Here is a 26954-nt window from a genome sequence, read left to right on the forward strand (position 1 = left end):
CGTGACGAAGGAGTGCCCGGTGCCTGACGAGACGACCAAAGCCATGGAGCCGAAGGTCAAGGCCATCAACGCGGACTCGCACTCGGAGAAGCCGAGCAGCCGCGACGACACCGCGAAGCTCGTGACGGTCGCCAACCTGGCGCTCGTCGGCGTGCCGAGCGCGTATGCCGTATCTCAGTCGGTACTGGTCACGCTGGTCGCCGCGGTGGCCGCAGTGATCCTCGCCTGCCTGGTGCGTTGGCGCCGGTAGCCGGTCCGAAATCCCCGGAAAATCTTGGGCGACGGCTTGCACGCTCAGCCGTCGCCCATGCACTCACCTACCGTAAGAGCAGGCGACGCCAGCGGGGTGCCGCCGCAAGTAGGAGACAGGAGAAGCAACAACCCCGCCCATGAGGGATCCACGGACCGAGGGTCGGCACAGGGACCGACCAGCACGAAGAGGTAGCACGACTGGCCACCCAACCCGAGTGACCAGAGAACGTCCACGCGTAGTACCGGCACCGGGTCGGCACCGCGCCTTTCGAATGAGGAGAAATCGTGACTCGCACATCAAACACGGCAACGCCGTATCCCCGCTTCAAACGAAGGGTGGATCCATGTCTGAGCAGGTGGGAGCAGAGAGGGCGCAGGTCGACGTAGAAGGCTTCGCGGAGTACTACCGCGATGACTTCACGCGCCTGATCCGCTTCTTGATCCGCAAAGGTGCGTCCTTGAGCGAGGCAGAGGACGCCGCCCAAGAGGCCATGAAGTGCGCGCTGCTGAAGTGGCCAACCATCGAGCACCCACGAGCGTGGGTGCGTCAGACGGCAAGCTCCATCTTCATCCGCACCCGGCAGAAGTCCCGGCGAGAGCGCGAGTGGTGGCTGCACAACGGCCCCCAGGACGACGCGACCGAACAGATCTTCGACATCGAGGCGCAGCACTTCCACCGCATGGTGAAGGACCTGCCCGATAAACAGCGAGACGTCGTGGCCTGGATCGCGGAGGGCTACACGCCCACCGAGATCGCCAGCGTGACCGGACAGGACCCCGGGACGGTGCGCTCACACCTGCGCCACGCCCGGCAGGCTCTCATCCGCAAGCTCGACCAGCAGCGGGGCGATGCAGCCAGAAGGGAGGCAAGCGATGGACCCAAACAAGGACCTTGAACTCGACCAGCTCTTCGAGCGAACCTCCGCGTCCACGCTGAGGTCCCTGGACACGACGATCGACGTTGAGCAGCGACTGCGTGACCTGTTCCGAGAGGCCGGGCTCGACCCCGAACTCGTTCCAGAACGCCGCAGCCAGACCCGATAACAGCGACTCCAGCATGTGGGCCCCCGACCGACTGGTTGGGAGCCCACATGGCTAATCTTCCCGGCTGGAGTGACGGGAGAAGCAGTGGCCCGTATGCCTGCCAGTGAGCCGCCATACCTCGGAATCGACACGTCGACTGCCTCGTACCCTCATGCCGTGGTGGCGGGGCGGTGGATACGCACGCGCGGCGGCGGACGGGTCTGGCAGGAGTGGGCGCCGACAGCCTGCCCCGCCGGCCACCGCGCCCCGCTGCCCCGCACGGTGAGTGCCCGGCCGGCTGCCGCTGGATGCGGCGCATGTGGAAGTGCCGGCAGGAGGAGTGCCCGGGGGTCGTGGTCGATCCCGATCACCTGCCGCGCTGCCCGCTGGCCGATCCGAGGCCACAGCCGTCGAACGGAGCGACGGTTGGCCCCGGTCGGCAGCCCGCCAGATCGGCCCCGCCTCGTGTGTCAGAGAACGCACCAGAACGCGAGCTAGCGTTACAAGCGGGAGTATCCGCACGTCACGGGGGCCGGACGGTATCGCAGCCAGCCGGATTGCAGAAGCCTTCAAGCCAGGCTTCCCTACTTCTGTACGGCCGCTTATGACACACTGCGGGTGCTGCGACACGTCGCACGAATAGAAAACAACGAAGAACGCCCCGCCCTCTGGGCCTGGAACCTTCGGAGCGGAGCGCCCTTCGTGACCGGTCATGTAGCCCCGCTATGCGGGGCTACATCCCTTTCCAGGCCCGATAGATGATCACCGCCTTGGCCGTGACCTCCATCAGGAGGACCACCGCGTTGGTAATCTTCTGCCACTGCCACCGGTAGGTGAAGCGGCGGGACTTCGGGGTGCACCGGCACACATGCCGGCGAACCCGGGACGATCGGTTCGACATGACGTACTTCCATCTCCCGGGGGTCTCGGAGTCGTACCCGGGCGCCCTCGCTAGGGGGTGCGACCCGGAGTCCGTCCCGAGGTAGGGATTGGAACGTCACGTCGGAGGGTCACTCTACTGCCCAACCTCGACATCCCCCCGCACTCCTTTGGCCGATGCCGCTAACGCCACCCCCCGCATGGACGTTTCCGCAGCTAGAACCACCTGTTGGGAAAGCTTCAGCAGAAGGGCTGGTTGGTGACAACCCCGCCGAAACGCCGACCCGGGGCCGCGAAGTGGGTCCACGCGATCAACTTGACCTGGGGTTGAAGCTCAACTCAAGACGGGTCCACCGGTGGCACGGCTGACGCCAGTACGGTGACTGCCATGAATGGGGACCAGCCTCGATACGGGTACGGCAAGGGGCAGCGGGGCCACCAGTCGAGGTTGGTGGTGCCGTTGAGCGCGCCGGTGTCTCTGAGAGAGGACACGGCCCGCCCCAGCGCCTCGAAGTACCGCTGCGGGTTGTCCTCGCGGCGCGGCGGGCCTGCGCGGCGGTGGAGTCGCCGTCGCACCTGCGTGGTCGCAGCGTGGAGGTGGCCCTGACGCTGCTGGCGGCGTCGGTGAATTGCCGCAGCTGGGGAGTTCACCGATGCGCTGGTGACGTTGCTGCTATAGCGCGATGCGGTATGGCGCTTCGGCGCACCGGCCGTCAACCACTGCAGTCCGAGGCCGGCGCTCGCTGGTCCGTCAGCTCGACCGCACGGTTATCCGTAACCGGCCACAGCGCTTCGTTACTGTCGGCAGGCCGTAGCCTTTCCGGGGTAAAGTACCAGGTCGTAACTGGATCAGTGAAAATAGCCTCAATCCAGTCATGGTCGGTGGTAAACGGCTTGCCGTCCCGCTCTAGACGGAACGTCAGCAAAGAACAAGGCGGCGCGCTGACCGTTGCCACGAACACATCCGTGCCGCCGTCGCGGACCATCATCGTGAACACGATCTTCCTGACGGGAGCGACCGACCGATTCTGGAAGCGCATCAGGCTCAGCGGCTCGTCGGTGCCATCCTGCTCGGCCCACGCGACCACCCGCGAGGCGAAGCGTTCCTGGTGCCGCTGGTTCTCGAGCTGAGCTAGCCCTAGCTGAGCACGGTTAATCTCCTGCTGACCGCGGTAGGTGATCACCGCGATGATCAACGCAGGCGCTGCGGTCATGACGGCAACCAGCGCAGAGAGGCCCTGCAGCCAGTCCGTGAGCTTCGGCGGTTCGGAGCTGGTGGGTAGCCAGGCCGCGATCCTGGCGTATGGGACGTGCAACCTAGTGAGCTTCCGCGTGCCCATCGTCGGACTCCTCATCGGTTGGGACAGCTTCATCTTGCTGCTGGGCAGCAATCGCCATGGCCTGCGGTCAAGCTGCGAACAGAGGCTCCGGATCGACACCCCGGTCAAACAACCACACGCCGAGCCGCTGAATGTCTTGGCCCTAGCGCAGCAGCGTGCCAGCGATGTGCGCGCTGATCTGCTCGAAGACGCACACCCGACCGCCAGCGAGCGCCTCGAGCCGCCAACGGCGGCTGTCGCGGTTTACGAGAGGGTCAGGAACACCTGCACTGTTCAAAGAATCTGAGGAGCCCTCACTCGAAAATCCTCCCCACCACGGCGGATTGCTCCGCAACGCCAGCGCGGAAGTACCGGGCGGTGGTGTCGAGCGAGGCGTGCCCGAGCAGCGCCTGAACCTGCGCGGAGTCGGCGCCGCCCTGACGCAACCGGGTCGCGTAGGTGTGGCGCAGGCGGTGCGGGCGCAGCCCGTGCAGGCCGGGGCGGCACCGACGGTGAGCACCACCTGGGTGATGCCGGAGGTGGTGAGCTGGCCGCGTTGGCCGGTCCACAGCGGTCCCGCCTCGCCGCCGCGATGGGGCAGCCAGGTGCTGAGCCGTTCGCGTGCCGGGGCGGGGACCGGAACCTGGCGGCCTTCGTCGCCCTTGCCGTGTAGGCGGATCTTGCCGGTGCGGGGCTGAGGGCGAGGTCGTCGAGGTCGAGGCGGGCGCACTCTTGGGCGCGGGCGCCGGTGTAGAGCAGCAGGGCGACGATGGCGGCGTCGCGGGCGCCGCGGCGGTCGGCGGCCCGCTCGACGGCGCCTTGCTCCTTGGGGGTGAGGGCGTCGGGTTCGCCGGGGCGGGGCACGCGGGCCCGTTTGACCTTCAGCTGGAGTCCGGCGCCGATCTCGTAGAGAAGGTCGACGGCGGCGAGGGCCTGGTTCACGGTGGACGGGCCGGCCTTGGTGGTGATGAGGTGCCGCCGCCAGGCGGTGACGGCGGCCTCGGCGCCGACCTGGTCGACGAACGCGTCCTGGTGCTCGCCGGCGTGCTGGTCGAGCCAGGCGGCGTACGCGCGGGTGCGGGCCCGGTACGCCTTGGTGGTGTTGGCGGCCAGGGCGCACCGGTCGAGGTGGCGGTTCAGCGCCGCGAGGGCCCCGTCGACGGCCGCGTCGGATCCGCGGGGCGTAGCGCGATGACCTTCGCGGTCGCGGTCCGGGCCACGGTGGTCCACCGTCCTTCTTATCCACTGAGTGCCGGCCGGACTCTCAGCCAGGGCTGAACCACGTTATTCGCTGAGATGGTGACGCCACTCAGCGGATAACGGAGCTTATCCGCTGACTGGCAGAGCGCCATGGCGGCTAGCGGCTGCCGGCCCCTCGACCAGCTGTTGAGCGCCAGCCGCACTTCAGCGGCCGTGACGCGGGCGTTCAGTAGGGACGACACCGCTCTTCAGTACCGCGTCACCACTCTTCTGTCCTGGCTCCGCAAATCTGGCACAGGCTCTGCGTAACTGGCAGGAGCTCCGCGAATCTGGCGTGTGGCTCTGGGTACCTGGCATGCCGGCGGCTTTCGAGCGCGCGGAGCGCTGTGCCATGCCGGAGAGCACCCGGCGCGCCTACACCAGCGATCTGCGCCGCTCCGTCGGCTGTGCACCCAACATAAGATAAAGAGTGTTAACAGTAAGAACGTAGTGAAGTTTTTCTATCTCCCTACCGTCCCGGGTGTCGCTTCCGCTCGGCTGAGAGCCGGGCCATGAGTTCGGCGGCGGCCGGGCGACCGGACCAGGGCCGCAGTACCTCGATCGCCTCGTCGACGCGACCCTCCCGGTCGAGAAGCCCCACCAGCCACTCGGCGGCCAGCCACTTGTCGTCATAGTTGTGGCCGTCGGAGTCCGCCCGGGCCCTCAGGATGGCGATCGCCTCGTCGACCCGGCCCTGCTCGGCGAGCACCGTGGACAGCACCGCGGCGGCGGTGACGTCGCCGGCGTCGGCCCGGCCCCGCAACTCGTCCACGCGGCCCTGATCGGCGAGCGCCGTAGCCAACGGCCCCACGGCGAACCTGTCCCCGGCGTCGGCCCGGGCCCGCAACTCGTCGACCCGGCCCTGCTCGGCGAGCAGCCGGGCCAGCGGCCCGCCGGCCCAGAGGTCGCCGGCGTCGGCCCGGGCCCGCAACTCGTCGACCCGGCCCTGCTCGGCGAGCAGCTCGGCCAGCGGGCCGCCGGCATAGAGGTCGTAGCCGTCGGCCCGGGCCCGCAACTCGTCGACCCGCCCCAGCCTGCGAAGCAGCTCGGCCAACGGCAGCATTGCCCGGAAGTCGCCGGCGTCGGCCCGGGCCCGCAACTCGTCCACCCGGCCATGCTCGGCGAGCAACCCGGCCAGCCGCTCGCCGGCAGAGTGATCATGGGCATCGGCCGGGGCCCGCAGGACCTCGATCGCCTCATCCACCCGGCCCCGCTCGGCGAGCACCTCGGTCAATCGCACCGCGGCGGCGACGTCACCGGCGTCGGCCCGGCCCCGCAACTCGTCCACCCGGTCCTGCTCGGCGAGCAAGCCGGCCAACCGCTCGCCGGCAGCGCGGTCCCCCGCGTCGGCCCGGGTGCGCACCTCGTCCACCCGGCCCTGCCCGACGAGAAGCTCGGCCAGCCGCTGGGCCTCGGAGTAGTTCCCGTCGTCGGCGGTGGGGCGCAGGACCTCGATCGCCTCGTCCACCCGGCCCTGCCCGACGAGCAGCTCGGCCAGGGGCTTGACGGCGGAGTGGTCGCCGACGTCGAACCGGGCCCGGAGCTGGTGCGGGTGTAGCGCCTGGGCCAGGTGGTCCTGAAGGATGGCGTGCCGGAACTGGTAGACCGGTCCGGCCCGGCGCAGGACACCGCGCCGGTGGGCGTCGGCGAGAAATCTGTGCAGCCGCCAGGGCAGCCAGCCCCGCAGGGCGAGCCGGGCGTGAGTGAGGCGGAACCGGATCCAGCCCCAGCCGCCGGCGACCAGCCCCGCGGTGGCGCCGTAGACGATCGCGGCGGTGAGCCCGGTGGTCACGGGCGAGGTGTGGATCAGCGTGGCGGCCAGGGCGAGCACGGCGCCACCGGTCAGGGCGTGCTGACACGCGGCCGCGGCGACGATCCGGCGGTTGTGCCCGAGGGTGGTGGTCGGGGTGACCCGGCGGGTCGGCAGGGCCGGCCGCCACGCGGGCAGGACCACAGTGGCCAGCCCGTAGACGAGGCCGGCGGCCACGGCGGTCAGCAGGTGAAGGAGCCGGCCGGCCGTGGTCCCCGGCCACGTGGTGGTGATCAGTCCGGTAAGGAAGCCGCCGGCGCCACCGTAGGCGAGCGCAAGAACGATCCGTTCGATCCGGCGCTGTTTGCGGTTACGGAACGTGACCCGGGTGTAGGGCGGATAGCCGTGCGGCCACAGGGGGCGCAGCCGGCCGCTCGCCGCCACCCCCATGATCAAGACCCCCGCCATGATCGGCAAGAGCCAGCCGACGCCCGTGACGGCGCCCACCGGTCCCGCGATCAGCGCGGCCATCAGCACCGGAACGCCGAACTCGGTCATCGCCAACACCCACGCCCAGCGGGCCGCGAGCAGGTCGGGCGCGATCTTCCACCAATGCAGGTCGCGGGCGCCGCTCTGGTACAGGTCGTAGGCCAGGCAGCTCAGCCATCGGCGGGCCCGGCCGGCGGGATAGGTGGGCGCCCGGCGGAGCCGGCCGGGGCGGGAGCCCGGCGCCGGACCGGTGTGGACGGCGGTGACAAAGGCATCCATCAGCCGGCCGGTGACCGCCTCGACGGACGGCAGATCGAGCAGTTCCCCGGGGTCCGTCCCGGGTTCCCGGTAAGCGGTCCGGGCCAGCGCCACCATCAACGGTGTGGCGAACGCCTGTGTCAGCGGACTCGACGGCGGCTCGCGGCGCAGGTGGTCGAATACCGGCTCCCAGCGGGGACGGGCGCGCTCCGGGTAGGACAGGAAGGCGATCGCCGCGGCGGGGGTGACGGGCTCGAGTTCCACCACCGCGGCCGTCGTCAGGATGGTGTCGGTGCGCGCGACCATCTTTTCGTACTCGCCGCTCCGGCTGGTCACCACCAACGGCCCGCCCGCCGCGGCGTAGTCGTTCAGGGCTGTCACCGCCGGCCCTAGGACCCGGTCCGGCAGTTCATCCAGGCCGTCGAGCACCGGCAGCACCTGGTTGTGCTCGACCAGGCGGTCGGCCACCGACCGCGGAGGGCCGTAGGCGGCGAGCACATCGGCGTAGTCCTCGGACAGCCGGCGGGCCACGAACACGTCCACCGGCTCGGCCGGATCCCACCCATTGATGGCCAGCAGCACCGGCAGCTGCGTCCCGCCCCCACCCCCGCCGACGTCCCGGGTCCGGATCAGCCCGAGGGTCAGCAGGAGCGCGAAAACGCTCTTGCCGGCGCCCGGCTCACCGAGGACCACCAGCTGCCGGTGCGGCAGCCGCCGGAACGCGGCGACGATCTGCTGGTTGATCGGGCCGGTCGACCCGGGCCGCGGGAGGTCGGTCTGCCCGGCCAACGGGAACTGCTGCCAGTCCCCGCCCAGCGGGTCGTCCAGCACCACGTCGCGGCCGGCCGCCGGCCGGCCGGTCGAGGACCAGGACACCACCAGCGGCGCCGGCCGGGTCACCTCCCGCCGCGCCGCCTCGGCCGACCAGCTGCGCTCCAGCCGGGCCGCGAGATCGGCCACCACCTGATCGTGCGGACCACCGGGACCGTGCCGGGGCTGGGCGTACTGCACCGCCATCGAGGCCGCCATCAGCAGCCCGACCACGGCCCACACCGCCCACGGCCACCAGCGCCAGGCGTCCGGCGGATCCACTGTGTTCGTGGCCATGTTCCCGGCCAGGGCGAGCGCCATGCCGAGCAGCAGGATCGTGACCGGGGACGGTCGCCACCGGCCGGACATGCGGCCCATCGCACCTCTCCCCGATCGCCGGTCCCGCCACCGATGACGACGCCGGGACCATCATGCAACAGCGCGCTCACGCGGGCCGGCCGTGTCTGGCGGTGCGGCGGGGCGTTCCGTGGGACCGTACCCTCGTGGGCATCGGGTGTCACCGTGCCGAACCGCTGATGAAGAGGTACGCCCTGTGGCCTGGGTCGGTGATAGGCGTGGGCCGCTGGTGACGGGCCCAAGGCGTTGTTCTACTCGGCGGTGGCCCGGTTGCGCGCTGAGCGGGTGCTGCTGCCGGGTGTGACGACGTTGCTCGATGACGTGGCCAGCGTGCGTAAGGCGGTGGAGCTCCGGGTGTGGCGGGTGCTGTCGCAGGCGGTGACGGCGCAGCAGGCCGGCTCGCTGGAGGAGATCCTGCTGGTGCCGGAGGGCCAGCGCCGGTCGCGGTTGGACCTGTGGCGGCGGGGGCCGAAGAACTCGACCGGGCGGGGCCTGGTGAAGTCGTTGGACCGGGTGGCGCAGATCGCGGGCCTGCACATGGGAGCGGTGGATGTGATCAGCACGGGTGTGCCGACCCGCCGGTTGATCGAGTTGGCGCGTATGGGGTTCGAGGCGAAGGCGCCGAAGCTGGTGGCGTTGACCCATGACCGCAAGATCGCGACGTTGTTGGCGACGGTGCGGCGGCTGGAGCGGCTGCGGTGAGGGTGGCGATCGCGAGCCAGAGGCCGCGCAGGGTCGGGTCGGTCAACGGTCAGCCCTTCCAGTGGTCACACCTATCCATTTGAGAGGTGGGTGGATGGCTGACTCCGCCCTGCTCCGCAGGATTCCGGCAGAGTGGGACACGTTCAAGGTGATGCGTGATAATCACGGTTATCAAGACTCGTAACCGGACCTGCCAACGCCAGGTTCTGCCGGAGGCAACCCGCCGAGCGGCTTACCTGGCCACCGACGTCGAGGCCTCGATCCATAAGGGTCACGCTGTTGCATTCGCCGCCCGCGACGCGGACACCTCGGCACCTCCGGCACTGGTGGCGTCGGTATTCAACTCCGTGGGGCGATCGATACCGCAACCCCACCGTCGCTATGTACCGACGATGACTTGGCAACCCACTATGGATGGTGATTGTCCGCCGTCGCCGAGCCTTGCCCCATAGCAGCAACACAGCGTCCGGCAGGCCCGCCAGAGCAGGGCCCGGCCAGGGTCCCTGACCGTGGCCAGTGGCCGATTTTGAACCCACGCCCCCTTGTTACCAACAATAACCGAACCAAGCTTGTCATTGCTTGCCGAAAGTGGTCGCGGAGCTGCAGAGACACCGCCAGGCGCTTATCGCCCCTTGTCACCCTTCGTCAACGATTAGGTGGGGTTTTCGGGGGGTAAACGGGGGCCCCACACAGAACCCCGCCGGGTCTGATCGCCCCCGCTGGCCCCTGCCACCGTGCCGCGCCCGCCTCACGGCATGCGTACTGACTGAACCTGTGCCAGCCCCTCCTCGGCCAGTACAACCGTCACCGGAACCCCTCGGGTAGCCGGGCCACACGCATTGTATGGGCCCTGCTTGTCCTCCACTTCTACGTCGCGGTGATTGCCGATTTGCGCACCGGTGGCGGGGCGGCCACGATCGATGAATGCCAACGCTGCGGAACCCCCGGCTCGAACAGCCGCGGTGGGGCCGATCGACGAAACGTTGACCTATGCGCAGGTCGAAGGGCTCAGCCCGGCCACCAGGCAAAACCCGGACCTGGATTTCAAGCGCGACACATACACGGGCAGCGACCGGACCGGAGAGCCCTCTGCGGCGACGCAGTGCACTGGCCAACGCCAACGAGGGAATCCCGATCCTCGGCATGGACGAGGACGACCAGGGCCGCGCCACCGACAGCCTGGTCGAGAGCGCGGGCGACCACGGATGACAGCGGGACCAGTTCGACCTTGCCGCTCACGCGGGTCAAAGCCTCGCCGACGTCCGTGCGGAGGTCCGACGGAAGAGTCAGGATGATGCGGTCGCTGCACTCGACTGACCCGTCGGCACCCCGCCATTAATGCCGACAGGCCAGGCCTAAAGTCGTAAGCGCGCCATCCTGCGGTCGAGGTCGAGGAGGACGACTTCAACCTCGCCGTAGAGCCTGACTTCGCCAAGCTTTCTCCACTGTGCATGCGCCTAAGCCTGCAGATAGCCTATCGTCGTGTTCCGGGTGGAGGCGAGACATCTACAACGGTTGGCTCTGCTTGTATGTGCGGTAGTCCTGACTGGGTGCAGCTATTCGACTGCGGAGCACCCTGCCGCACCCGTCATATCCTCGGCTGTGGCCAGTCCAACATCTGCCTCCCCTCAGCCTTCGGCTATCACTTCCAGCACTGCTTGGGACCGGCTCTGGGCCGGAGGAGAGCCCCACGACAAGGTCAGCGCCAAGGACGCAGGCCTATCGGACGGGTACATCCCTGACCCAGGTGAGGACGCCTACGACAGGCCACGGCAGCGCCGGATCCGCCGTGATATGGCCGCGTACTTGCTCCGCGTCCGCGCCGAGGACCCACAGCTCGCGGACCAACTGGGCTGGCAGTTGCAAGCGGTGCCACCCGCCTGGTGCTCAATCGTGCTGCCGTCACGTACCCCACAGCAGTTGGCCGCACAGGTTGCCGAAGCCAACGCGAGGGGGCAGGCGCTCGCTCGCAGGCTCGGTGTCAAATGGGCGCCGCCGGTCGACCGGCGGAAGCAGCGGTTGTTGACCTTCGCCCGTGACGAGGCCGGCCGCCGGTTCTGCCCGCAGCAGGCCGCGTCGCCCGGCCGGCGCATACCCGAAGGCGTTTCGACGGCGGCCCAATTACCCGGTGGCGGCAACGGAGTCAATGTGCTCGACACGGCCCTGCCGATCTACTACACGCCGGGAAGGGGGCTCGGAGTCGGCACACACTCCATCGGTGGTGCCGAGCTGCGGTTGGCCTACGTGGGGATCCTCGTCGGGTCGGCACGAGTAAACCAACGTACGTGGCCCACTGCGCTGGACTGCAACCTCGTCGAGGACCTGTTGCGGCCGGCGGAGGTGATCACATACGCCTCCCGCCTGAGAGAGGGGCTCCAAGCAGGATGGACGACAAAAAGTGAGGCAGTAGAGGACGCCACGGAATTCGCGAGTAGCAGTTTCGACCTCATGGAGACGCGGCTCCGCTGCCGCGAGTGAGGCGACGTTGCAGGCGTGCGGGCAGACCTGTTCGCCCACGATGTACCGCCGCTCGCCGCCCTAAGGCCCGGCAGCCTCTCCCGCTGGCCAGTGTCCTGTCCGGACGACGTCGCCGAACAAGCGACGAAGGAGCACTGCAAACGAGCCGCACACTGCCCGCAGGAGCTCGGCGATAACCAGGCGGCAGCCAAGTGGTTCTATCTGCCATCGCGACGACCGAGATCGGCGGCAGCGCACGCGCTTGCGATCAGGCGGTCCAGGTCAGAAGCCAGCGTCGGAGAGCATCCATACCCTGCGCAGCGGCACCTGGGCGCGGATCTCTTCCGGCAGCCGGTCATACGTACGCAGCACGGCATCGACCACGTCAGCTGCCTCCCACACCCGCACCCGCAGGTGCTGGTTCTTCAGGGTGTCGCGGGCTGGCTTCGTCAGGCCGCCCCAGGCGACGAGCAGGCCCTGCTCGGCGCCGTGCGTCGTCATAACTCCGTGGAGCTGCGCGACGATGGGTGACCCGATCTGTGAGCCGGACTTGACCTGGGCGAGCAGGCGAGGGCTGTCGAGACCAAGCGGGCCGCGTCCGGCAGTGATGTCGATGCCGCCGTCCGGACCGGGGGGTGCCAGTGTGCAGTGGAAGCCTTCTGCGGTGAGGATCGCGGTGACGAGCGTCGCCAGATCGTGGCCAGCGAACTCCTCTGCGATGCGGGCGGTGATCTGATCGAGGGCGACCTGCTCGATGTCGGCCGCCAGCTCCGGCTCGTCAACGTCCGTCTGCGCGGCGGTATCGCTGGCCTGGCTAGTCGCGGCGGTCTTCGGCGTGGTGCCACTCAATGCGGCGTTGCCGGGATCGGTGCCGTACGTAAGCAAGTGCTCCAGCCGAGCGGTGGCGTTGTTCTTGCTCGGCGCGAAGATGGACATGGCGCTGCCGAGCGTGAACAGCAGATCCTGCTTGACCGCAGCGCGTGGCAAGTCGATGCGTTGCCAGTCGACGGTGACGACATGCCGGCGGTCGGCCTCCGCCTCGTCGGCGCGATAATGGTAGCCGCTGGTCACGCGTCCGAAGGCGATCTGCTTCGTCGTTTTCAGCGGCATGACCAGTAGATCCTTGGGACGGATGCGGGACCGCAGGGCCCACAGCTGCCCGGTGAAGTTGTGCCGCTTGCCCACGGACGCGCCCGGCCACGTTGCCTCAACGACCTTCGCAACGTCCTCACGGCTCGCGCAGGGGCCCAGGTCGGGGACCTCGCGCCATCCGCCGCCTGAGAACCCGTTGACCAGAGCCCACTGGTCACGCTCACCATGCCGCCCGGACCGAATCACCCACGCATTCGCCATGCGGTGCATCCTCCTACCTCGGTTGTCGCACGTCGACCGCCTGCCGCAAGAGCGATGTTCGCCGGGACGGCGGGCGAGGCCGCCCAGCACGGCGTGAAGGGCGATCTGGCTTCGCCTGAGCCCTCGCTGTAGGGCGCGCTTCCGGCCGGATTCGCAACCTCAGCGGACGGCCACGAGGTCCGCGCTGGGCCTGCGGACCGTGACACCGACGTCCGGCCTTGGCCACAACGGCTGATGTCAGACGTTGATGCCAACCGCCAGACTGGGGGTGTGGCGACAGCAGAAGGGTGGCCACTTGGCGGACCTTCCAAGGGACGACTGGTCCCGGCCGAGGCCGCCGCCGAGGGTAGCCCACCCAATGCGGATCCGTCGTTTGACCAGCTCCGCGGTGCCATATGCGCTTCGGTTCATGACCTATACACCCATGACTTAGAACTACTGGGAACCACTGAACGAGTAGTGGTCGGGCGCTTAATGATCTACCTCAACAGGCACGTGACCGGCCTGTCATTGAACGGCTTAGTACTCGACCAGGACTACGAGCGCGCCGGCCAAGTGACAAAGAGGCTGATCGGTGCAGGACTCGGTCGCAAGATCATCCCGGACATGATTGTTCACCGACGACACGACCTGGGCCCCGCAGGCAACCTGCTCGCGATTGAAGTCAAGACCCACAACCGCGAGGACGGGAGGCTCCACGACTTCGCCAAGCTCTCGGTTCTCACCGGGCACGCCGCCGAGGCGATCGCCTACGACAAGTGCCTGCGCTTGCTGCCAAGCGACCCAGTCCCGAGTGACCAGAGCTTCCGGGGCCACGTCAGCCTCCCCGCCAGCATGTGCCCCTACAAGCATGGCCTCTGGCTGCTCCTTGAACCCGATGGACCCCAGTACTGGTGGTGGTCCAGCGGGAGCGGCCCCCGGCGACTCGCCTGCGACATCGAGCCTTAGCCGCTCCACCGGTCTGCCCCTTCTCAGGCGGTTGACGGGGCCCGAGCCCAGCCAGCCGGGACTCATCTTGGCGTGTGAGCCCCCTCGGCCGGACGCGCCTCAGCAACCCCGATTACCTGCACGCTCATGTCGAGATCAGTGCGTTCATGAGGTCAGCCGACTCGCCAAACGGCCGGGTCTACACCGCAGAGTGCCGGCGCCGCCGAGTCGTAGGGATGCCGGGTGGAGGTCCTGCGTCTGCTGGCAGGTGGCCTCAGCAACGCCGAACTCGCCGCCACGCTGTACCTGTCCGAGGCGACCGTGAAAACACACGTCGCCCGGATCCTCAGCAAACACAAGCTGCGCGACCGGGTGCAGGCGGTGGTGGTCGCCTACGAGACGGGTCTGGTCAGTCCCGGCTCGCCGGAGGACTGACGCGACGAGTCGCTCGTACAACTCGCGGGGCGCGTCACGGATGCCCACGGCCCGAGCAGCCCGGACGGCGGGATTGTCGTGAGCGGACCGGCGCGTCGTCAGCCACCCGCACCCTCCCGCTGTCCGTGCAGCAACATCTGGTGCGAGGGTGACACAAGCCGCATGGGGACCAGCGATCCGATGTCGGTACCGATCACGACCATGTCGGGACCGGCGGTGGCGAGACAGCGCAGTGGGAGGTCGGCGTCGAATACGGCCAGCCGCTTCGCGGTGTCGATGTCCCAGGCCTGGAGTTCGTAAGTGTGCAGCACGAACAGCGTACGGTCGTCACTGCTCAAAGTCAGTTCACCGTAGGAACGGCTGCCGAGATCGAGTGTCGACTGCACGGTCCGGGTGGTCGGGTCGGCCAGGATGACGGTCCCGTCCGCACAGTAAGCGGCCACGAGGCGACCGTCCGCCGTGCTCGTCACATCGACGATCCACTGGTCGCAAGACAGGGTCTGCAGCAGTTCGCCGTCGGCCAGGCTCCAGAACCGGATCGTACGATCCCACGATCCGGAGACGAGCGTCTTTCCGTCAGGGGTGATCGCCAGACCCTGGACGTAGCCGGTGTGCCCGGTCAGCAGAGGCAACGCAAGCTGCCCTGACCGGCGGTTCCACACTTCAATGATGTGGTCCATCGCCGCCGTGACGACCAGCTCGCCGTCTGGGCTCAGGGCCAGCACCGACGTGTAGGCGGCCCGGCCATCGGTGACCGGACCGGCTGACCCGGTGGTCGCGTCCCATCGACGCCAGGTGCCGTCGAGCGACACCGACACGAGCTCGCTCCCGTCCGGGGTAACGGCAAGAGCTTCAATGCCACGCTGATGTCCAGTGAGCACACTTGCCTCGTTGCTCCCTAGGCCCCACAGCCGGATGGTTGAGTCGGACGATCCGGACGCCACAGCGGTGGGCGTTTCCACCAAAGCCCCCACCAGCCGTCGGTGGCCCTTCAGTTTGGGCAGTGCCAGCCCAGTGTCAACGTCGGCCCGGAGGACGACGCGGTCCGTACCGCCGTAGGCGATTCCGTCGACGACGATGACCTTTCGCACCGGCCGGCCGAGGTCTGTGGTCAGTGGAGCGTCTGGATCCCAGAGCCGTAGCCGGCCATCGTCTGAGCCAGCGGCGACCGGGCCACCGCCGCGCGGCGCCGCGACCGCGAGACACCACCCGTTGTGCCGGCCGATCCGGCTGCTTGTTCGCGCGGCGAGGTCCCAGACCAGTACCTGACCGTCGTAGGAGCCACTGACGACCCGATTGGCGTCGAGCGCGGTCAGCGAGCGCACTTGGTTGGAGTGCCGGCCTAGAGCCAGCACGGACCCGGTGCCCACGTCGACCATGACCACGCGCTTGTCTTTACCACCGACCACGACCGTGTCGGTTCCCGGAACCGCTGCGAGGCAAAGGACGCGGTCCACCATGGCGGGAAGGCGCTGCAGCTCGCGGCCGTCTGAGAGTCGCCACACCACAAGGCTGCCGTCCCGGCCACCCGAGACGCAGCACTCGCCGGTGATCGCCACCGCGTTGACCTGGTCCTGACCCGTGTCGGCCTGCCAGTGGGGTCTGCCGGATTCGGCGGTGCTGGCGTGCAGCGCAGGCCCGGCCCCGAAAACGAGCACGCCTGCGTCGACCGCGAGACTCGTCACCGCGTATCTCCCCGTTTGATGCCCGATGCGCAACCGCCCGTCCGCTGGCGACCAGCGCCCCACGCGGCCGTCGTCCAGGCCGACGAAGGCCTCGAACGAGTCCGGGCGGAAGGCGACAGCGTTTACCGGGCTGCCGCTCGACTCCTGCCGGACCAGTTCTCGGCTGCGCAGATCCCACGCGTACAGCTGCCCGTCTCGGTCACCGGCGAGCAGTAACGACGCGTCGTCGCTCATCGCGACGGCGTCCACAAAGCCTAGTACTGGCGCGAAGGTTGCCAGGTAGCCGTGGTTGTGAATCGTTCCCGCCGGCCGCCACCAGGTCCCCACCCTCCACCCGGACGCCTCGCCGAGCATCCGGGCTACGTCCGCGGCGCCGGAGGGGGCAACACGGGCGAGTAGCTGGCCGCGAAGCTGATCTGGCTGATCGCGCAGGATGTGCTCGGCCTCGGTCAGCGCCACCTCGATCGGGGCCAACTCGTCGGCGGCCTGCGGGGGCACGGCTAGTCGCCGGGCGGTCCGCAGGTCATCGAGCACGGCCCCGACGCCGACCCGGGTCAGCTTCTCGGCGAGGTATCCCACGGACGTGACCAGCTCCCGGATGCGGGCGTACCGTCCGTCGGGCGCGAGCACCGTGGGCACGTAGTGGGCGAGGACGTCGGTCGGAACCTCGGACCACTGCCGGGTCATGGCAGCAGGTCCTCGACCGCCGAAGTGATCTGCGACCGTACGTCGGCCATGTCGAGCCGGCCAGCGAGGAACTCCCGGAAACTGGCGTGGTACAGCGCGTAGCGCGGCTCGTCTCGCGTGTCGATCCGATTCAGGAAGCCTGCCCAGCCTCGCAGCACCGCCCGGGCGGTGTGGGGCCGTTCTCCGGCGAAGCTGGCCAGACGCTGCACCGTGAGTGGTTCGGGCCAGGTCGCCAGGACGGCGAGGATTCGCAGTTGGCGCTCCGGAGCGGTGCCGTCGATCACGCCGAGCTGTCGTTCCAGATGCGCATAGTAGGCGTGCAGGCCCCGCGGTAGCCGGTCGAGGGCCACCCGGTCGGTGCCGCGGGGCCCGCGATCCCGGACCCCGCGCAGCACGTGACGGAGATACATAAAATTGCCCTCGCTGCGGTCCGTGACGAATTCGGTGAACTCGGCGGCCGACATGTCGAGCGAGGTCAGCTGGTTTGTCATCACGGTGGCGTGCCGATTGAGGAACGCGTCGACGTACTCGCGGGCGTCGCTGAGGTTCTCTGCGGCACTTTCGTCGATGACCAGGTCACGACGGTCATCGACGTACAGCGGAATGTTATCGGGGTCCCGCATGGTCAGCAGCATGAAAGCGCCGGGCGGCAGGGCCGGCGGCAGCAGCAGGCGATTCCCCCCGGCCGGGCCGCCGCTCGCCTCGTCGACCGCGTCCACCGCGACGACGACGCGGCGCCGCCGGGCTGATTCCGCGAGTAGCCGCAGCAGGGTCGAGCTGTCCGCGCTGGTCATCTCCGGTAGCCGATCGTGCGGCAGGTTGTAGGCCAGGATGAGTTGCGCGCAGACATTGGTCAGGAATCGCTCTGTCGAGGTGAGCCCGATCAGGACGCTGTTGAAGTGGTGGACGAGGTTCCTCTGCTGAACGAGCCTAGCCAGCAGCGCGGTTTTGCCGATGCCCGGCTCACCGTGGATGACGACGTAGCCCGACCTGAACCCTGGATCGTCGAGGATCTCACCGAGTCGCCGCATGAGCATGCGGCGCCCAACGAACTCATCGGTCCGCTCGTCGATCATTGCGGAGAAATCCAATGTGGCACGGAAGAGTGAATCGTCGCCTCCGCTCATCAGCGAGGCAAGGTCGGGTCGCTCGATCTGGCGGAGGGCGGCTGGCAGTTCGTCCAGTCGGTCACGATCCTCGAGCCATCTCCACATCTCGCGACCAGGATCGTCCTTCGCCTCGAACTGCCGTTGCTGGTGCGAGGTGGTGCCGAGGATGTCGGCCAGAGAGCGCCAATCGTCGCCGAGCCGGCGGAGGACGGCGAGCTTCACCGGCCCGGGAATAGCCGGCGCGGTGGGGTCCTGAGCGCGGCCGGTCACGATCGCACGTGCGGGCGGAGCCGGTCGCCGAGGTCGGCCCGGCCAACCTCGGTCAGTGCCGCTGGCAGGTCGGCGAGTCGTCCGCGTACCTCCAGCCACTCCCACAGCGCCCGAGGCTCGTCGCCCGGGGTGAAGCGGGCCCTCTCGAAGCCGGGCACACCGACCAGGTCGGCCAGGTCCTGCCAGTCGAAGTGGAGCCGCTGCACGATGTACAGCTTCACGTCGCCCTGGATCGCCTCCTTAAGCGGTCCAGGGATCGGCGCGTTCCGGCCGCCCGGTCGCAAGGGCAGGACCCGACAGAGCAGCTCGAACAGGACCTCAGCGGAGGCGCGGGCGGCGAACCTTTTGAAGCGGTCGTCCTTGGCGAAGTCCGCGTTGTCCATGACGCCTTTGGCCACGAGCCAATGCGGCACCTCGCGCTCGTGCGCCACGGTGGCGATCGTTGCGGCCTCCATCTCCAGGCCAAGGATCTTCCGTGCTCCCATATTTTTCAAATTTGACCAGATTTCCGGGTCCTGAACCACTGCGCTACCACTGGCCATCGGGCCGGCCTCGACCATGAAGGGCAGCCGGTCAGGCCCGTCGACGTCATCGGCCAGGATCCGCTCGATCTTCGCAGAGCCGAGGGTGGTCAACGCCCAGTCGCCCTTCTGCCACTCGATAAGGCCGCCGGACTCCAGCCGAGCCAACCTCTCCGACCAGGTGCCCGTGGGGAAGTACCGTGGGCGGGCTGGATGCTGACGAGCGTCGTGCCCCCTGTGGAGGCGCTCCAGGAACCAGATGGCGGATTCCTGCTCGGTGGCGCCACCGTGGCTGGGTAGAACTGAGGGATCAAAGTCCTGGGCGGCGCGCAGCCACCGATCGTTCAACGGGTACTGCTGGTGGGCGCCCTGGAACGCGCCGCCGGCGTGTTTGCCCTCGTCGTACTCGTAGGCCGGCGCGGCAACGATCACGTCGCCGGGCGCGGTGTCGTCGGGGTTGCCCGCGCAGACGCCGCACATCGCCAGGCACGTCGGTTGAAGCAGATCGGTCAGTGTGGTCGCGATCGGGCCGGTCCGTCGCCCACCCATGCCAGTGGGCCGCGCGAGTGCCACCGTAATCCGATTGCCTGCCGGCGCCTGATACTCGCCGGTCAGATACGGGGTGAGACCGTTGACATTCCGCTCACGCCAGCGTCCTGCCCCGACACCGTTCGCGGCCGACTGGGCCGCGTCGTACTCCTCAGGCAGGGCGGCGATGACCAGGACGTCGACGAGGCTCACTTGTCCTCCGGTTCGGCGGTGGATGACCGGCATCGCCGGGGCGGCCCGATGGTCATGCTAGCCATGCACAGGCCGGCCCGCCCTCGTGCGATGGGCCTGGGCCCATGGTTCCTGGTGCACCTTTTGCTGGCAACCGGCCAATGCCGAAGGGGCCAAGAGTGCTGGGCCGGCTCGCCGAGACGGTTATGTTTCTCGGACCGCTCTCACCCTCGGCCCGGCGACGATTCGCGAAGACATCTCTCGAATGAACTCCACACTCGGCCCTACGACACGCGGACGTCGGCATAGCGGACCATCTCTACCGCCAGCGCCAGGACAACCGCGAGTTCGACGAACGACACGAGCAGGAACGGCCAGTTGTAGGGACCGTTGACCCAGTAGACGACCATGGCCGCCATGGCGGGCACGCAAAACGTACCCAGGTCGACTATGACCTGCAGGATCTTGCGAGAGCGACGGCGGGCATCCGAACGGTGCGCCCTCTCCCATCCGAATGCCGTTCCCGTTGGGTCGAGCTCCGGCGTGAGGTGATCGCGGATGTAGCGACCGATCGCCGACACCTTCTCGTCGTTGACGAGGTAGGTCCAGCCCAGGACGGTACTCACCGGTGGCAGCAGGAGCAGCAGATTAGCGTGGCCTTTGGCGGCAAGGCTGGCCGTGATGACCGCCGCCATGGAGGCAAGGGTGACGTAGATCAGATTGTCGCGGAAGCCGATGCGGGTCCTCTGTTCGTCCTTTAAGCGCTCGTACTCCAAGAGCATCAGGCGGGCGATCGCCCCATCCGGGTCAGCCATCCGTTCCTCCCGATCGACACTGTGCTGTCGCATCATCAGGGCCGGAGTTGTCGAAGGCAAGGACGGATCGATCTATCCGGCTACGCGCTTCCCGTCCCGGCAGGGACATCGCCTCCTAGTCCGGCTGGATGCCAACGGAGTCCGCCAGGTCATCCCGGTCCGCGCCGAGCCGTCGGCACTTCGTCTTGTCCGGCCCGTTGCCCGCGCCCTTACCGCGCAACCTCACTCTCCCGCCGCCCCTCGGACAGACCCGGCGTGTCTCCGTCGATCGCTCTCGGGGGAGTCGATACTACGGTCGTGACCGGGGACGGAGGCGCCGAGACCAGGCTGCCGAACCCCCGGTTCAAACTCGAGTTCGTCCGGAGGCTGGGTCCCGATTGGGAAGACCTGGCCGACCTCGTTGGCATCGAGCCACACCAGAAGGCTCGTTTTCCGGTTGGGCGGGAAGCAGGCAGGCTCTGGGAGTGGCTGGAGGCCCGCAACTTACTGGCCACTCTGCCCGAGGCGCTACGCGCGATTCGTCGCGAAGACCTCCTCAAACTGGTGGGACGAGCGTCCGAGGTCGCCAACCTGATCGTCACCCGATTCGACGCCTACCGGTCCGAGTGGGAGCTTCGGGAAATCTATCTCGAGGTCGTGGCCGGTGCCGCCTCGCCCACCGTCGACGTGCAAGATGTGGTCCGGGCCGGCGGTAGCTACGCCAACCTGCACTTCGTCGCGCATCGGGCCATGCAAGTCCTCTCCGATGACAGCTCTGGAGACCTTGTGCAGCGGGCCCTCTCGGCCCGTGAGTCCGGTGAGTCCACCGAGGTGCACATCTTCCTGGTCGGGCCAAAGGACGAATGCGACACGGCGTGCCGCAGAGTCAATCGGTGGTTGGGCCCGGCCGAGCCTGGTCAGCTTTTCGTGCGTATCTTTGCGGACGACGACGGCTTGGCCAGCGGGCTCGCCAGGACCATTGGCCAGCAGGTCCGAAGCCACGACCGTCAACATCCGACCGCCCTGTACCGCGGCTTCGGCGACACCACTGTAGGTGGCTACTGATGAACCTTGCCTGGATCGCCGCCGTCCTCGCACCGAACGAGGTGGCTACGCGTCCCACCGCCTTCGATGAGGCGCAGGACGGGCAGGAGCCCGCACGGCTTGCCGACCTCGTGCTCGGCCGGCTCAGGGTCGACGCACCGGGCGGTCCGCTGCTCCGTGCCGCGAGGCGCACGCTCTTCAACGACACCATCCGGGAGGCGGTCCCCGAGCTTGCCGTGCTCGTGCACGAATCGGCACAGACCGATCCGGCCCGGGCGGCGGCCTACGGTCTGGTCCTCTGCTCGGCCGCTGCGGAACTGGATGACTACGCCACCTGTTTCGACACCCTGGACCTCCTCCTTGAAGCCGTTCGGGGGGACTCGGCCGATGAGGCACTTGTGCGAGCCGCACTTCTGCAGCAGAGCGCCATCCGGCACCGTGACGCCAACCGTCCCCACCTTCGGTACTCCGAGTCGGCAGCATCAGCTCTCGGTCGGGTGCAACCGGAATCATGCACCCCCTTCCCAACGGGCGGCGACGACATCCGTCCCGAGGACGTCATCGTCACCATGATCGACAACCTCCGAGCCGCCATCAGCAGCCTGGTGACGCAACGGGAGGCCGACCAGGAAGGTCTTCACGACGTCCTTGAATGGCGCCTCACCGCGCAGCGCCGGGGAAGCGAACTGACCCGGCGCGCGAACTTGGAGCGCGCGAACCGGTATGCCGACTACGTGAAGGCGACATTCAAGGAAGAGTTCGATCGTCGGAGGCGAATCTTCGGCACCGGAAGCTATTCGGACCTCTTCGTGAGCGCGCTGTTCTTGGAACTCGCGGGGCACGGGAACGCCTATGCGGCACGCCGCGAACTCGCGTTACTGCGTCTGATGCAACTGAATCAGAACGCGGCGGATGCGGCCGACACTCTGCGACTCCTGCGACACGCCACTGCCAAGGACGAGCTCGCGTTTGTACTCCGCACTTTTATCGACGCGGGTCCGCTATCTGGGCTTGCGACTGATGCCCGGCAGATCCTGCATAAGCGGTCCGATCCGGACCTCCTGCGTATTGTTGAGCTGCAGGTGCTCGAAGCGGCTGCGGACCTGATGACTTCCGAGGAGGCCCGGCAGGGATTGGATGCGGTGCGCGCCGTACTGGACGCCGGCGGCCCACCTGATCTGCCAGGCAAGTGGCAGTTAAGAGTTCTCCGCCGTTCGGTGGCCTGGTCGGCGGCGGCGGCGCTGAGCAATGTTTGCGGTGCGACGAACGAGATTGCCGGCCTGCTCCTTGCTGAAGCGCGGAACTCCCCGCTTGAGGAAGGTCAGATCTTCGATGCTGAGTTGGGGCGCGCCGTGAGCCTGATGGACTGGGACCAGGTCGGCGCCGCCGAGCGTGAGCTCTGGCGCGTCGAACGAACGCGCCTCTCCGACCGGCTTCCAGGCACCATGTCGCTCGTCTCGGCTCGCGCCGCCCTGCCGGCTGAGCCGGCCAAATCCGCGTCCTGGCTCGAGCGCTTGGCCGTTGACCTCAACAACATGATGCACCAGCATCGGCAGGCGACACCGCTACTCAATAGAGAAGTTGTTAGCCTGCGGGAGGAGTTGTTAAGGATCCGAGCGGACGCAGCAGCCGGCCAGTTCTCGACAGGTGGTCTCAGCGTCGCAGACATAGCGGCGGCGGCCGCAATTGTCGCAGAGACCACTGACCTGTGGCCCGATCTGACGGAGTTCTTGCTGGACGTCAGGGTGAGCAGGGAAGACCGCAGCCAGGCCTTCGACCGTCTAGCTCGCGCCGAAATCACGCTTCCGAATGAAGTGGTCAGCTCTTTCGCGCAGGGTATCCGACATGCCATCATCACGCGTTCGGTCGATGTTTACACCGCCGAGTCGGTTCCCTATCCGGCAGCCCTCCGTTTCGGCGCGGCTCACGGTCTGTTGGAGGAGATAGAGGTCGCCGACTATGCAGCGCGCCTACTTGGAAGTGCAGATGCGGTGTCCCGCATCGAGGGCGTCCGAACCGTCGCTCTGTTTGCCAACAAGGGCATCTTCGAGAGCCTCGCGACCCTCGTGCTGCCATCCATCGAGGACGAAAACGTCGACGTGCGGGCGATGACCGCTGTTGCCCTCGTGCAGTACGCTCGGCGCGATGGTCCGATGCGGTCGTTGTTCCTGACCCGCATCATCGATCTGCTCGACTCGGATGGGATCCTGCTACCCAGGGCCACCCTGGATGCGATCGCGGAGGCGCCAGATCTCCTACACCCGGGATATCCGCTCTATCAGCGTCTCGCCTCGCTGATGGACCATCCCGCCTTCTCGATTCGCCGCAGAGCGGGGAAGTTGCTGACCTAACTGCCGCCGGAAACCGAAGATCAGACGGTTCCTGGATGCGGGCTGCTCCTCGGCCGGCTGATCCCCGAACTCGACGACGCCCTCGACCGGGTCGAAATCGGCGGGATCTCCGTACCCATCGCCCTCGGTCTGCTGGTCATGATGTGCCCGATCCTGGCCAAGGTCCAGTGCGACCGCCTCGACACCGCCACCTCCGACCGGCGCCTGCTGATCTGCTCTCTGGTCTGCTCTCTGGTCATCAACTGGCTCATCGGGCCCGCCGACATGTTCGCCCTGGCCTGGCTGCTCCTACCCGACCAGCCTGCGTACCGCAGCGGCCTGATCATCGTCGGCCTCGCCCGCTGCAATCGCCATGGTCATCACCTGGAACGACCTGTGATGAGCTCATCTGCCGCGTCGATGACGCTCCCGCCCACGGTGGCGACGTCGATCGCGACTGGTGCCGGCTGCCTCACCGGCCTCGGCGAGGACCTGGATCCGGGGGCGCGTGGAGCAGTAGATCGAGAAGGCAGGCGGTCCGCGCCTTGGTGAGGTCGCGCATCGAGTCGGCCAGCTGCAGGTAGGCGCGAGCCGCGCAGGCAGCGTGCAGGCCGGCTCCCCGGTCGCGGCGGCACCAGAGCAGCTCGTGAAACCGGCCATTGGCCGCAGGCTCGGTGACCGAATCTGCGACCGCCCGCCACAGTTGAATCACCGGCTCGGGAAGGTCCTTGACGGCGGGCACGTGTGGAAGCTCTCCGCATGATCCACTGGTCTTTGGAACATACCTTCCCCTGTGGATCGGCGCGCGACGGGTTGGCGGACAATCGCTTCGTGACGTTGCCCGAGCCAGTCGGCGCTACCCAGGAGGTCGCCCTCGACGCGATCTGGGACTTGCTGCTGCGCGGCGGACGCTGGCCCACCTTCCATGAACTTGATCGACATCTTTCCGGGTTCATGACCTCGACGCGGCCCGCCTGCTACCGGAGTTGCCACAAGGTCTGCTTCATGGCGTCGATACCGGCAGCATCATGCCAATCGCCCAGAGCACAACGATCGGGCTGACGGCTGCGGGTGCTGGCGCGACCGGACGCGCACAGCACGAACTCGATTTGTTTCTCGCCGTCGTGCGCCACGCGGTCGCGTTAGAACGAGACTACGATCCGCCAGCTGATCGGCCGGACCTGCAGCTAGGTTTCGTCTCGGCCGATGTCGCGGTGCTCTTGGAACTGACCTTGCCCGAGGACGCCGCGTTGCTGAAGCGACTCGGGGCGATCTTGTACACAGAACGGTGGGGGTGGACCAGCTTCGGTGGCCTGGGCACCGACGTGTGGGAGGTGCGGGTAGGACGGGAGGTTCGCCGGTTCCAGCACGTCCCTGACATTGCTTCGTACTGGGACCTTCGCCCCAAGCATTGGGTGCCGGACGGACCCGGTCCGGTAGCAATGAGCCCCATGGCGCCGAGCACTCCGACGGCGGCGTTCCTTGAGTCGGGGGCAGAATATGGGTCGGCGACCGAGCAGCAGGGTACGGCTATACACGCCGCCCGCGACAGCGCAGTGAATCACCACGGGGGAGACATGGACCGCATCGACGTGCTGGTGATTGCGGCATTGCCGGAGGAGTTCGATGCGGCCAAGGCGGCTGGCCTGGCGAGCGCTCCGGCGGGTCCAGGAGTGCTTCGGTGGGAGGAACGCGGCCTGGACGGTGTCCCACCGTTTTTGCGGGGCGAGTACCACGTTGATGGGAAGACTCGGTTCACGGTGGCGTTGGCCCGGCCGACGCAGATGGGCGGTCGCGCTACAGGACCATTCGCTGCGTCGCTGGCTGATCGGCTGCGGCCGGCGTCCCTGGTCATGTGTGGCGTGTGCGCCGGTAACGCCACAGACACGGCGCTGGGTGACGTCGTGGTCGGTGAGCCCGTTTATGAGTGGGACGAAGGCAAGCAGTCGGCCTCCGGGTTCGAGGGCGATCACCGGCAATTCCGGCTGCAGCCCCGCTGGCTGCGTGCCGCGCAGGACTTCGACCCCAGTCGTTTGGATAGCTATGGCGACGCCAGCGAGGACGAGGCATTGCTCTGGTTTCTCGAACAGCTACACCGCGGGCAGCAACCACGAAACCACCCTGCACGCGACGCCTACTTCCCGAGCGGCACCTGGCTTCGGCGCCTAACGCAGCTTGAGGAGCAAGGTCTAATCCGGCGCGAGTCGACCGGCGAGGCCGTTCTGACCACCGACGGGTCCGACCTCGTGCAGCGACGGCTCTACGACGACGCCGACGGGCCACAGCGCCTTCCGTTTCGCGTGCTCGCCGCCCCCATGGCCAGCGGCAGCGCCGTCGTTGCCGATCCCGACGTCTGGGGCCGGTTGAAGGCGATGGGCATGCGTAAGATCACCGCTGTCGAGATGGAAGCCGCTACCATCGCGACCGTCGCCCATGATCGGGGACTTGCCTGGCTTGTCGCCAAGGGCGTGATGGACCATGCCGACACCAGGAAGGACGACCGGTACAAAAAGTTCGCCGCCCGCGCCTCCGCACAGGTCATGTTCGCCTTGCTGGAACGCCTCGTGACAAAGACTGACACGGGCACGCAACGCATCACCGAGTTGGCAGGAACAGCCCAGATCGCTAGTGCTTCTGGTCGCGGAGGTGCAGGCAACTTCCCCCCGGGGGTGGCGGAGCCCGCCAGGGTGGATGTCATGCCGTTGCTCGACAAGCTGGCGGCCGGCGACCCGGTGCCGGACAACTCCGCGCGCACGAACGGCCGCCTCTACCTCGTCGCTCACCCGGTGGACGCTGCGGCCGAGGCGCTCGCTGGCGTCAGCACCATGTCCGCGACCGGGGACCTGGATGCCGTGGTCCATCAGGCGGTCGCCGCGCGTGGAGGACAAGACTTTGCCCCTGACCTTGGCAGCGGTATGTGGCGACGCCGTAGCAGCGGGATGGTCAAGGAAAACGGCATTCGCGAGGACGGATCGGTCCGGGAGGACTCTCTGCTGGTCCTGCAAATTGAGGAGAACGGGACTGTTGGTGTGCTCTGCGGTCGTGCAACCGCAATGGCCCGATCCCAATGGCGCCCTCTTGGCTCCACCGCCGAACCCGCCGAGCACCGAGTGATCTTGCCCAGTCTGGTCCTCGGACTCGTGCACGGCGCGCTGCGTGTGGCCGCCGACCTCGCGAACCGCTACGCCGGGTACAACGGCCCATGGGTGATCGGCCTACGCCTCACCGGCATCAAGACGGCGATCGCCTACGAGTACGTGCAAAGCGGCGACGAGGATGTGGTGCAACCGTACGACGCAGACACCTACCAGAAGACCGCGACAGCAAGTACCGCAGACCTGCTCAGGACACCCGACGTCTTCACCGAGCAACTCGTCAGAGCACTGCTGCGCGGCCTCAGCGTCGACAAGCGTTACCTGCCGTACGCCAAATCCGCAAGTAACGAGTAACGGCAGTGAGCGCCAAGCAAGACAGTCACTGGAGACGGAGGTCCCCGCCAAGGCGGCCGGTCACTCTGTGGGAACGGCGAGATTTGAACCTACGA

At 67.7% G+C, this 26954-nt stretch carries 23 protein-coding genes and 1 pseudogene; 14 read left to right on the forward strand and 10 right to left on the reverse strand.

The window, feature by feature from the left end:
* Positions 1-19: 19 nt before the first annotated feature.
* From NIE79_RS26165 to NIE79_RS26175, 3 genes are all read left to right on the forward strand, one after another.
* The gene (locus tag NIE79_RS26165) at positions 20-250 is read left to right on the forward strand and encodes a hypothetical protein (RefSeq protein WP_238681080.1); all 231 of its coding nucleotides are present in this window, start codon (positions 20-22) and stop codon (positions 248-250) included.
* Positions 251-596: 346 nt separating this feature from the next.
* Positions 597-1148 (forward strand): RNA polymerase sigma factor, encoded by a 552-nt coding sequence (locus tag NIE79_RS26170; protein WP_238681081.1) that lies wholly within the window; start codon positions 597-599, stop codon positions 1146-1148.
* Positions 1126-1296, forward strand: a complete 171-nt coding sequence (locus tag NIE79_RS26175) for a hypothetical protein (protein ID WP_238681082.1) — start codon at positions 1126-1128, stop codon at positions 1294-1296. Before NIE79_RS26170 ends, NIE79_RS26175 begins: the two co-directional genes overlap by 23 nt.
* Positions 1297-2008: 712 nt before the next feature.
* Here the strand turns inward: NIE79_RS26175 and NIE79_RS26180 are convergent.
* Both NIE79_RS26180 and NIE79_RS26185 read right to left on the reverse strand, forming a co-directional pair.
* Entirely contained in the window at positions 2009-2176 is a 168-nt protein-coding gene (locus NIE79_RS26180) for a hypothetical protein (protein WP_167517419.1), read from the reverse strand.
* 691 nt (positions 2177-2867) lie between these two features.
* Positions 2868-3494, reverse strand: coding sequence for a hypothetical protein (locus tag NIE79_RS26185; protein WP_238681083.1), 627 nt, complete (start codon positions 3492-3494; stop codon positions 2868-2870).
* Between NIE79_RS26185 and NIE79_RS26190 the strand changes: the two genes are divergently transcribed.
* Complete coding sequence (locus tag NIE79_RS26190) at positions 3487-3780, forward strand: hypothetical protein (protein ID WP_238681084.1); 294 nt, start codon at positions 3487-3489, stop codon at positions 3778-3780. The genes NIE79_RS26185 and NIE79_RS26190 overlap by 8 nt on opposite strands.
* Before the next feature lie 7 nt (positions 3781-3787).
* Here NIE79_RS26190 and NIE79_RS33825 read toward each other — a convergent pair whose 3' ends face one another.
* On the reverse strand, positions 3788-4042 hold the full coding sequence (locus NIE79_RS33825) for a tyrosine-type recombinase/integrase (protein WP_308193229.1): 255 nt from the start codon (positions 4040-4042) through the stop codon (positions 3788-3790).
* A gap of 163 nt (positions 4043-4205) precedes the next feature.
* Between NIE79_RS33825 and NIE79_RS26195 the strand changes: the two genes are divergently transcribed.
* Positions 4206-4751 (forward strand): hypothetical protein, encoded by a 546-nt coding sequence (locus NIE79_RS26195; RefSeq protein ID WP_238681085.1) that lies wholly within the window; start codon positions 4206-4208, stop codon positions 4749-4751.
* Between the two features lie 430 nt (positions 4752-5181).
* Here NIE79_RS26195 and NIE79_RS26200 read toward each other — a convergent pair whose 3' ends face one another.
* Positions 5182-8397: a hypothetical protein gene (locus NIE79_RS26200; protein WP_238681086.1), complete on the reverse strand. Its 3216-nt coding sequence runs from the start codon at positions 8395-8397 to the stop codon at positions 5182-5184.
* 249 nt (positions 8398-8646) lie between these two features.
* Here NIE79_RS26200 and NIE79_RS26205 point away from each other — a divergent pair, with 249 nt between their 5' ends.
* Positions 8647-9078: a hypothetical protein gene (locus NIE79_RS26205; protein WP_238681087.1), complete on the forward strand. Its 432-nt coding sequence runs from the start codon at positions 8647-8649 to the stop codon at positions 9076-9078.
* A 1794-nt stretch (positions 9079-10872) separates the two neighbouring features.
* Complete coding sequence (locus tag NIE79_RS26210; protein ID WP_238681088.1) at positions 10873-11556, forward strand: hypothetical protein; 684 nt, start codon at positions 10873-10875, stop codon at positions 11554-11556.
* Between the two features lie 261 nt (positions 11557-11817).
* Here the strand turns inward: NIE79_RS26210 and NIE79_RS26215 are convergent, their stop codons facing one another.
* Complete coding sequence (locus NIE79_RS26215) at positions 11818-12888, reverse strand: restriction endonuclease (RefSeq protein ID WP_238681089.1); 1071 nt, start codon at positions 12886-12888, stop codon at positions 11818-11820.
* Positions 12889-13362: 474 nt separating this feature from the next.
* Here NIE79_RS26215 and NIE79_RS26220 point away from each other — a divergent pair, with 474 nt between their 5' ends.
* Positions 13363-13836 (forward strand): hypothetical protein, encoded by a 474-nt coding sequence (locus NIE79_RS26220; RefSeq protein ID WP_238681090.1) that lies wholly within the window; start codon positions 13363-13365, stop codon positions 13834-13836.
* A gap of 222 nt (positions 13837-14058) precedes the next feature.
* A pseudogene (locus tag NIE79_RS26225) lies at positions 14059-14250 on the forward strand (response regulator transcription factor); the annotation flags it as partial.
* Between the two features lie 98 nt (positions 14251-14348).
* Here NIE79_RS26225 and NIE79_RS26230 read toward each other — a convergent pair.
* The 4 genes from NIE79_RS26230 to NIE79_RS26245 form a co-directional block, all read right to left on the reverse strand.
* Positions 14349-16622: a WD40 repeat domain-containing protein gene (locus tag NIE79_RS26230; protein WP_238681091.1), complete on the reverse strand. Its 2274-nt coding sequence runs from the start codon at positions 16620-16622 to the stop codon at positions 14349-14351.
* Entirely contained in the window at positions 16619-17953 is a 1335-nt protein-coding gene (locus tag NIE79_RS26235; RefSeq protein WP_238681092.1) for an AAA family ATPase, read from the reverse strand. The genes NIE79_RS26230 and NIE79_RS26235 overlap by 4 nt, the downstream gene beginning before the upstream one ends.
* Before the next feature lie 44 nt (positions 17954-17997).
* A complete protein-coding gene (locus tag NIE79_RS26240) occupies positions 17998-19263 on the reverse strand; it encodes a 5'-methylthioadenosine/S-adenosylhomocysteine nucleosidase family protein (RefSeq protein ID WP_238681093.1) in 1266 nt (421 codons plus the stop codon).
* Between the two features lie 263 nt (positions 19264-19526).
* Entirely contained in the window at positions 19527-20057 is a 531-nt protein-coding gene (locus NIE79_RS26245) for a hypothetical protein (protein WP_238681094.1), read from the reverse strand.
* Positions 20058-20354: 297 nt separating this feature from the next.
* Between NIE79_RS26245 and NIE79_RS26250 the strand changes: the two genes are divergently transcribed.
* From NIE79_RS26250 to NIE79_RS34285, 3 genes are all read left to right on the forward strand, one after another.
* Positions 20355-21101 carry a hypothetical protein gene (locus NIE79_RS26250; RefSeq protein WP_238681095.1) on the forward strand — a complete coding sequence of 249 codons (747 nt, stop codon included), beginning with the start codon at positions 20355-20357 and terminating at the stop codon, positions 21099-21101.
* Positions 21101-23431 (forward strand): hypothetical protein, encoded by a 2331-nt coding sequence (locus NIE79_RS26255; RefSeq protein WP_238681096.1) that lies wholly within the window; start codon positions 21101-21103, stop codon positions 23429-23431. The genes NIE79_RS26250 and NIE79_RS26255 overlap by 1 nt, the downstream gene beginning before the upstream one ends.
* A 141-nt stretch (positions 23432-23572) precedes the next feature.
* A complete protein-coding gene (locus NIE79_RS34285; RefSeq protein ID WP_238681097.1) occupies positions 23573-23962 on the forward strand; it encodes a bile acid:sodium symporter family protein in 390 nt (129 codons plus the stop codon).
* Here the strand turns inward: NIE79_RS34285 and NIE79_RS34110 are convergent.
* Positions 23883-24152 (reverse strand): DUF7380 domain-containing protein, encoded by a 270-nt coding sequence (locus tag NIE79_RS34110; RefSeq protein ID WP_308193230.1) that lies wholly within the window; start codon positions 24150-24152, stop codon positions 23883-23885. The two genes, NIE79_RS34285 and NIE79_RS34110, sit on opposite strands and share 80 nt — an antisense overlap.
* A gap of 17 nt (positions 24153-24169) precedes the next feature.
* On the opposite strand from NIE79_RS34110, the gene NIE79_RS26265 reads away from it, so the two are divergent.
* Both NIE79_RS26265 and NIE79_RS26270 read left to right on the forward strand, forming a co-directional pair.
* Positions 24170-24472, forward strand: coding sequence for a hypothetical protein (locus NIE79_RS26265; protein ID WP_238681098.1), 303 nt, complete (start codon positions 24170-24172; stop codon positions 24470-24472).
* Positions 24439-26859: a 5'-methylthioadenosine/S-adenosylhomocysteine nucleosidase family protein gene (locus tag NIE79_RS26270; protein ID WP_238681099.1), complete on the forward strand. Its 2421-nt coding sequence runs from the start codon at positions 24439-24441 to the stop codon at positions 26857-26859. Before NIE79_RS26265 ends, NIE79_RS26270 begins: the two co-directional genes overlap by 34 nt.
* The last annotated feature ends 95 nt before the right edge of the window (positions 26860-26954 follow it).

This window comes from Micromonospora trifolii, from assembly GCF_022229005.1.
GTDB lineage: Bacteria > Actinomycetota > Actinomycetes > Mycobacteriales > Micromonosporaceae > Micromonospora > Micromonospora trifolii.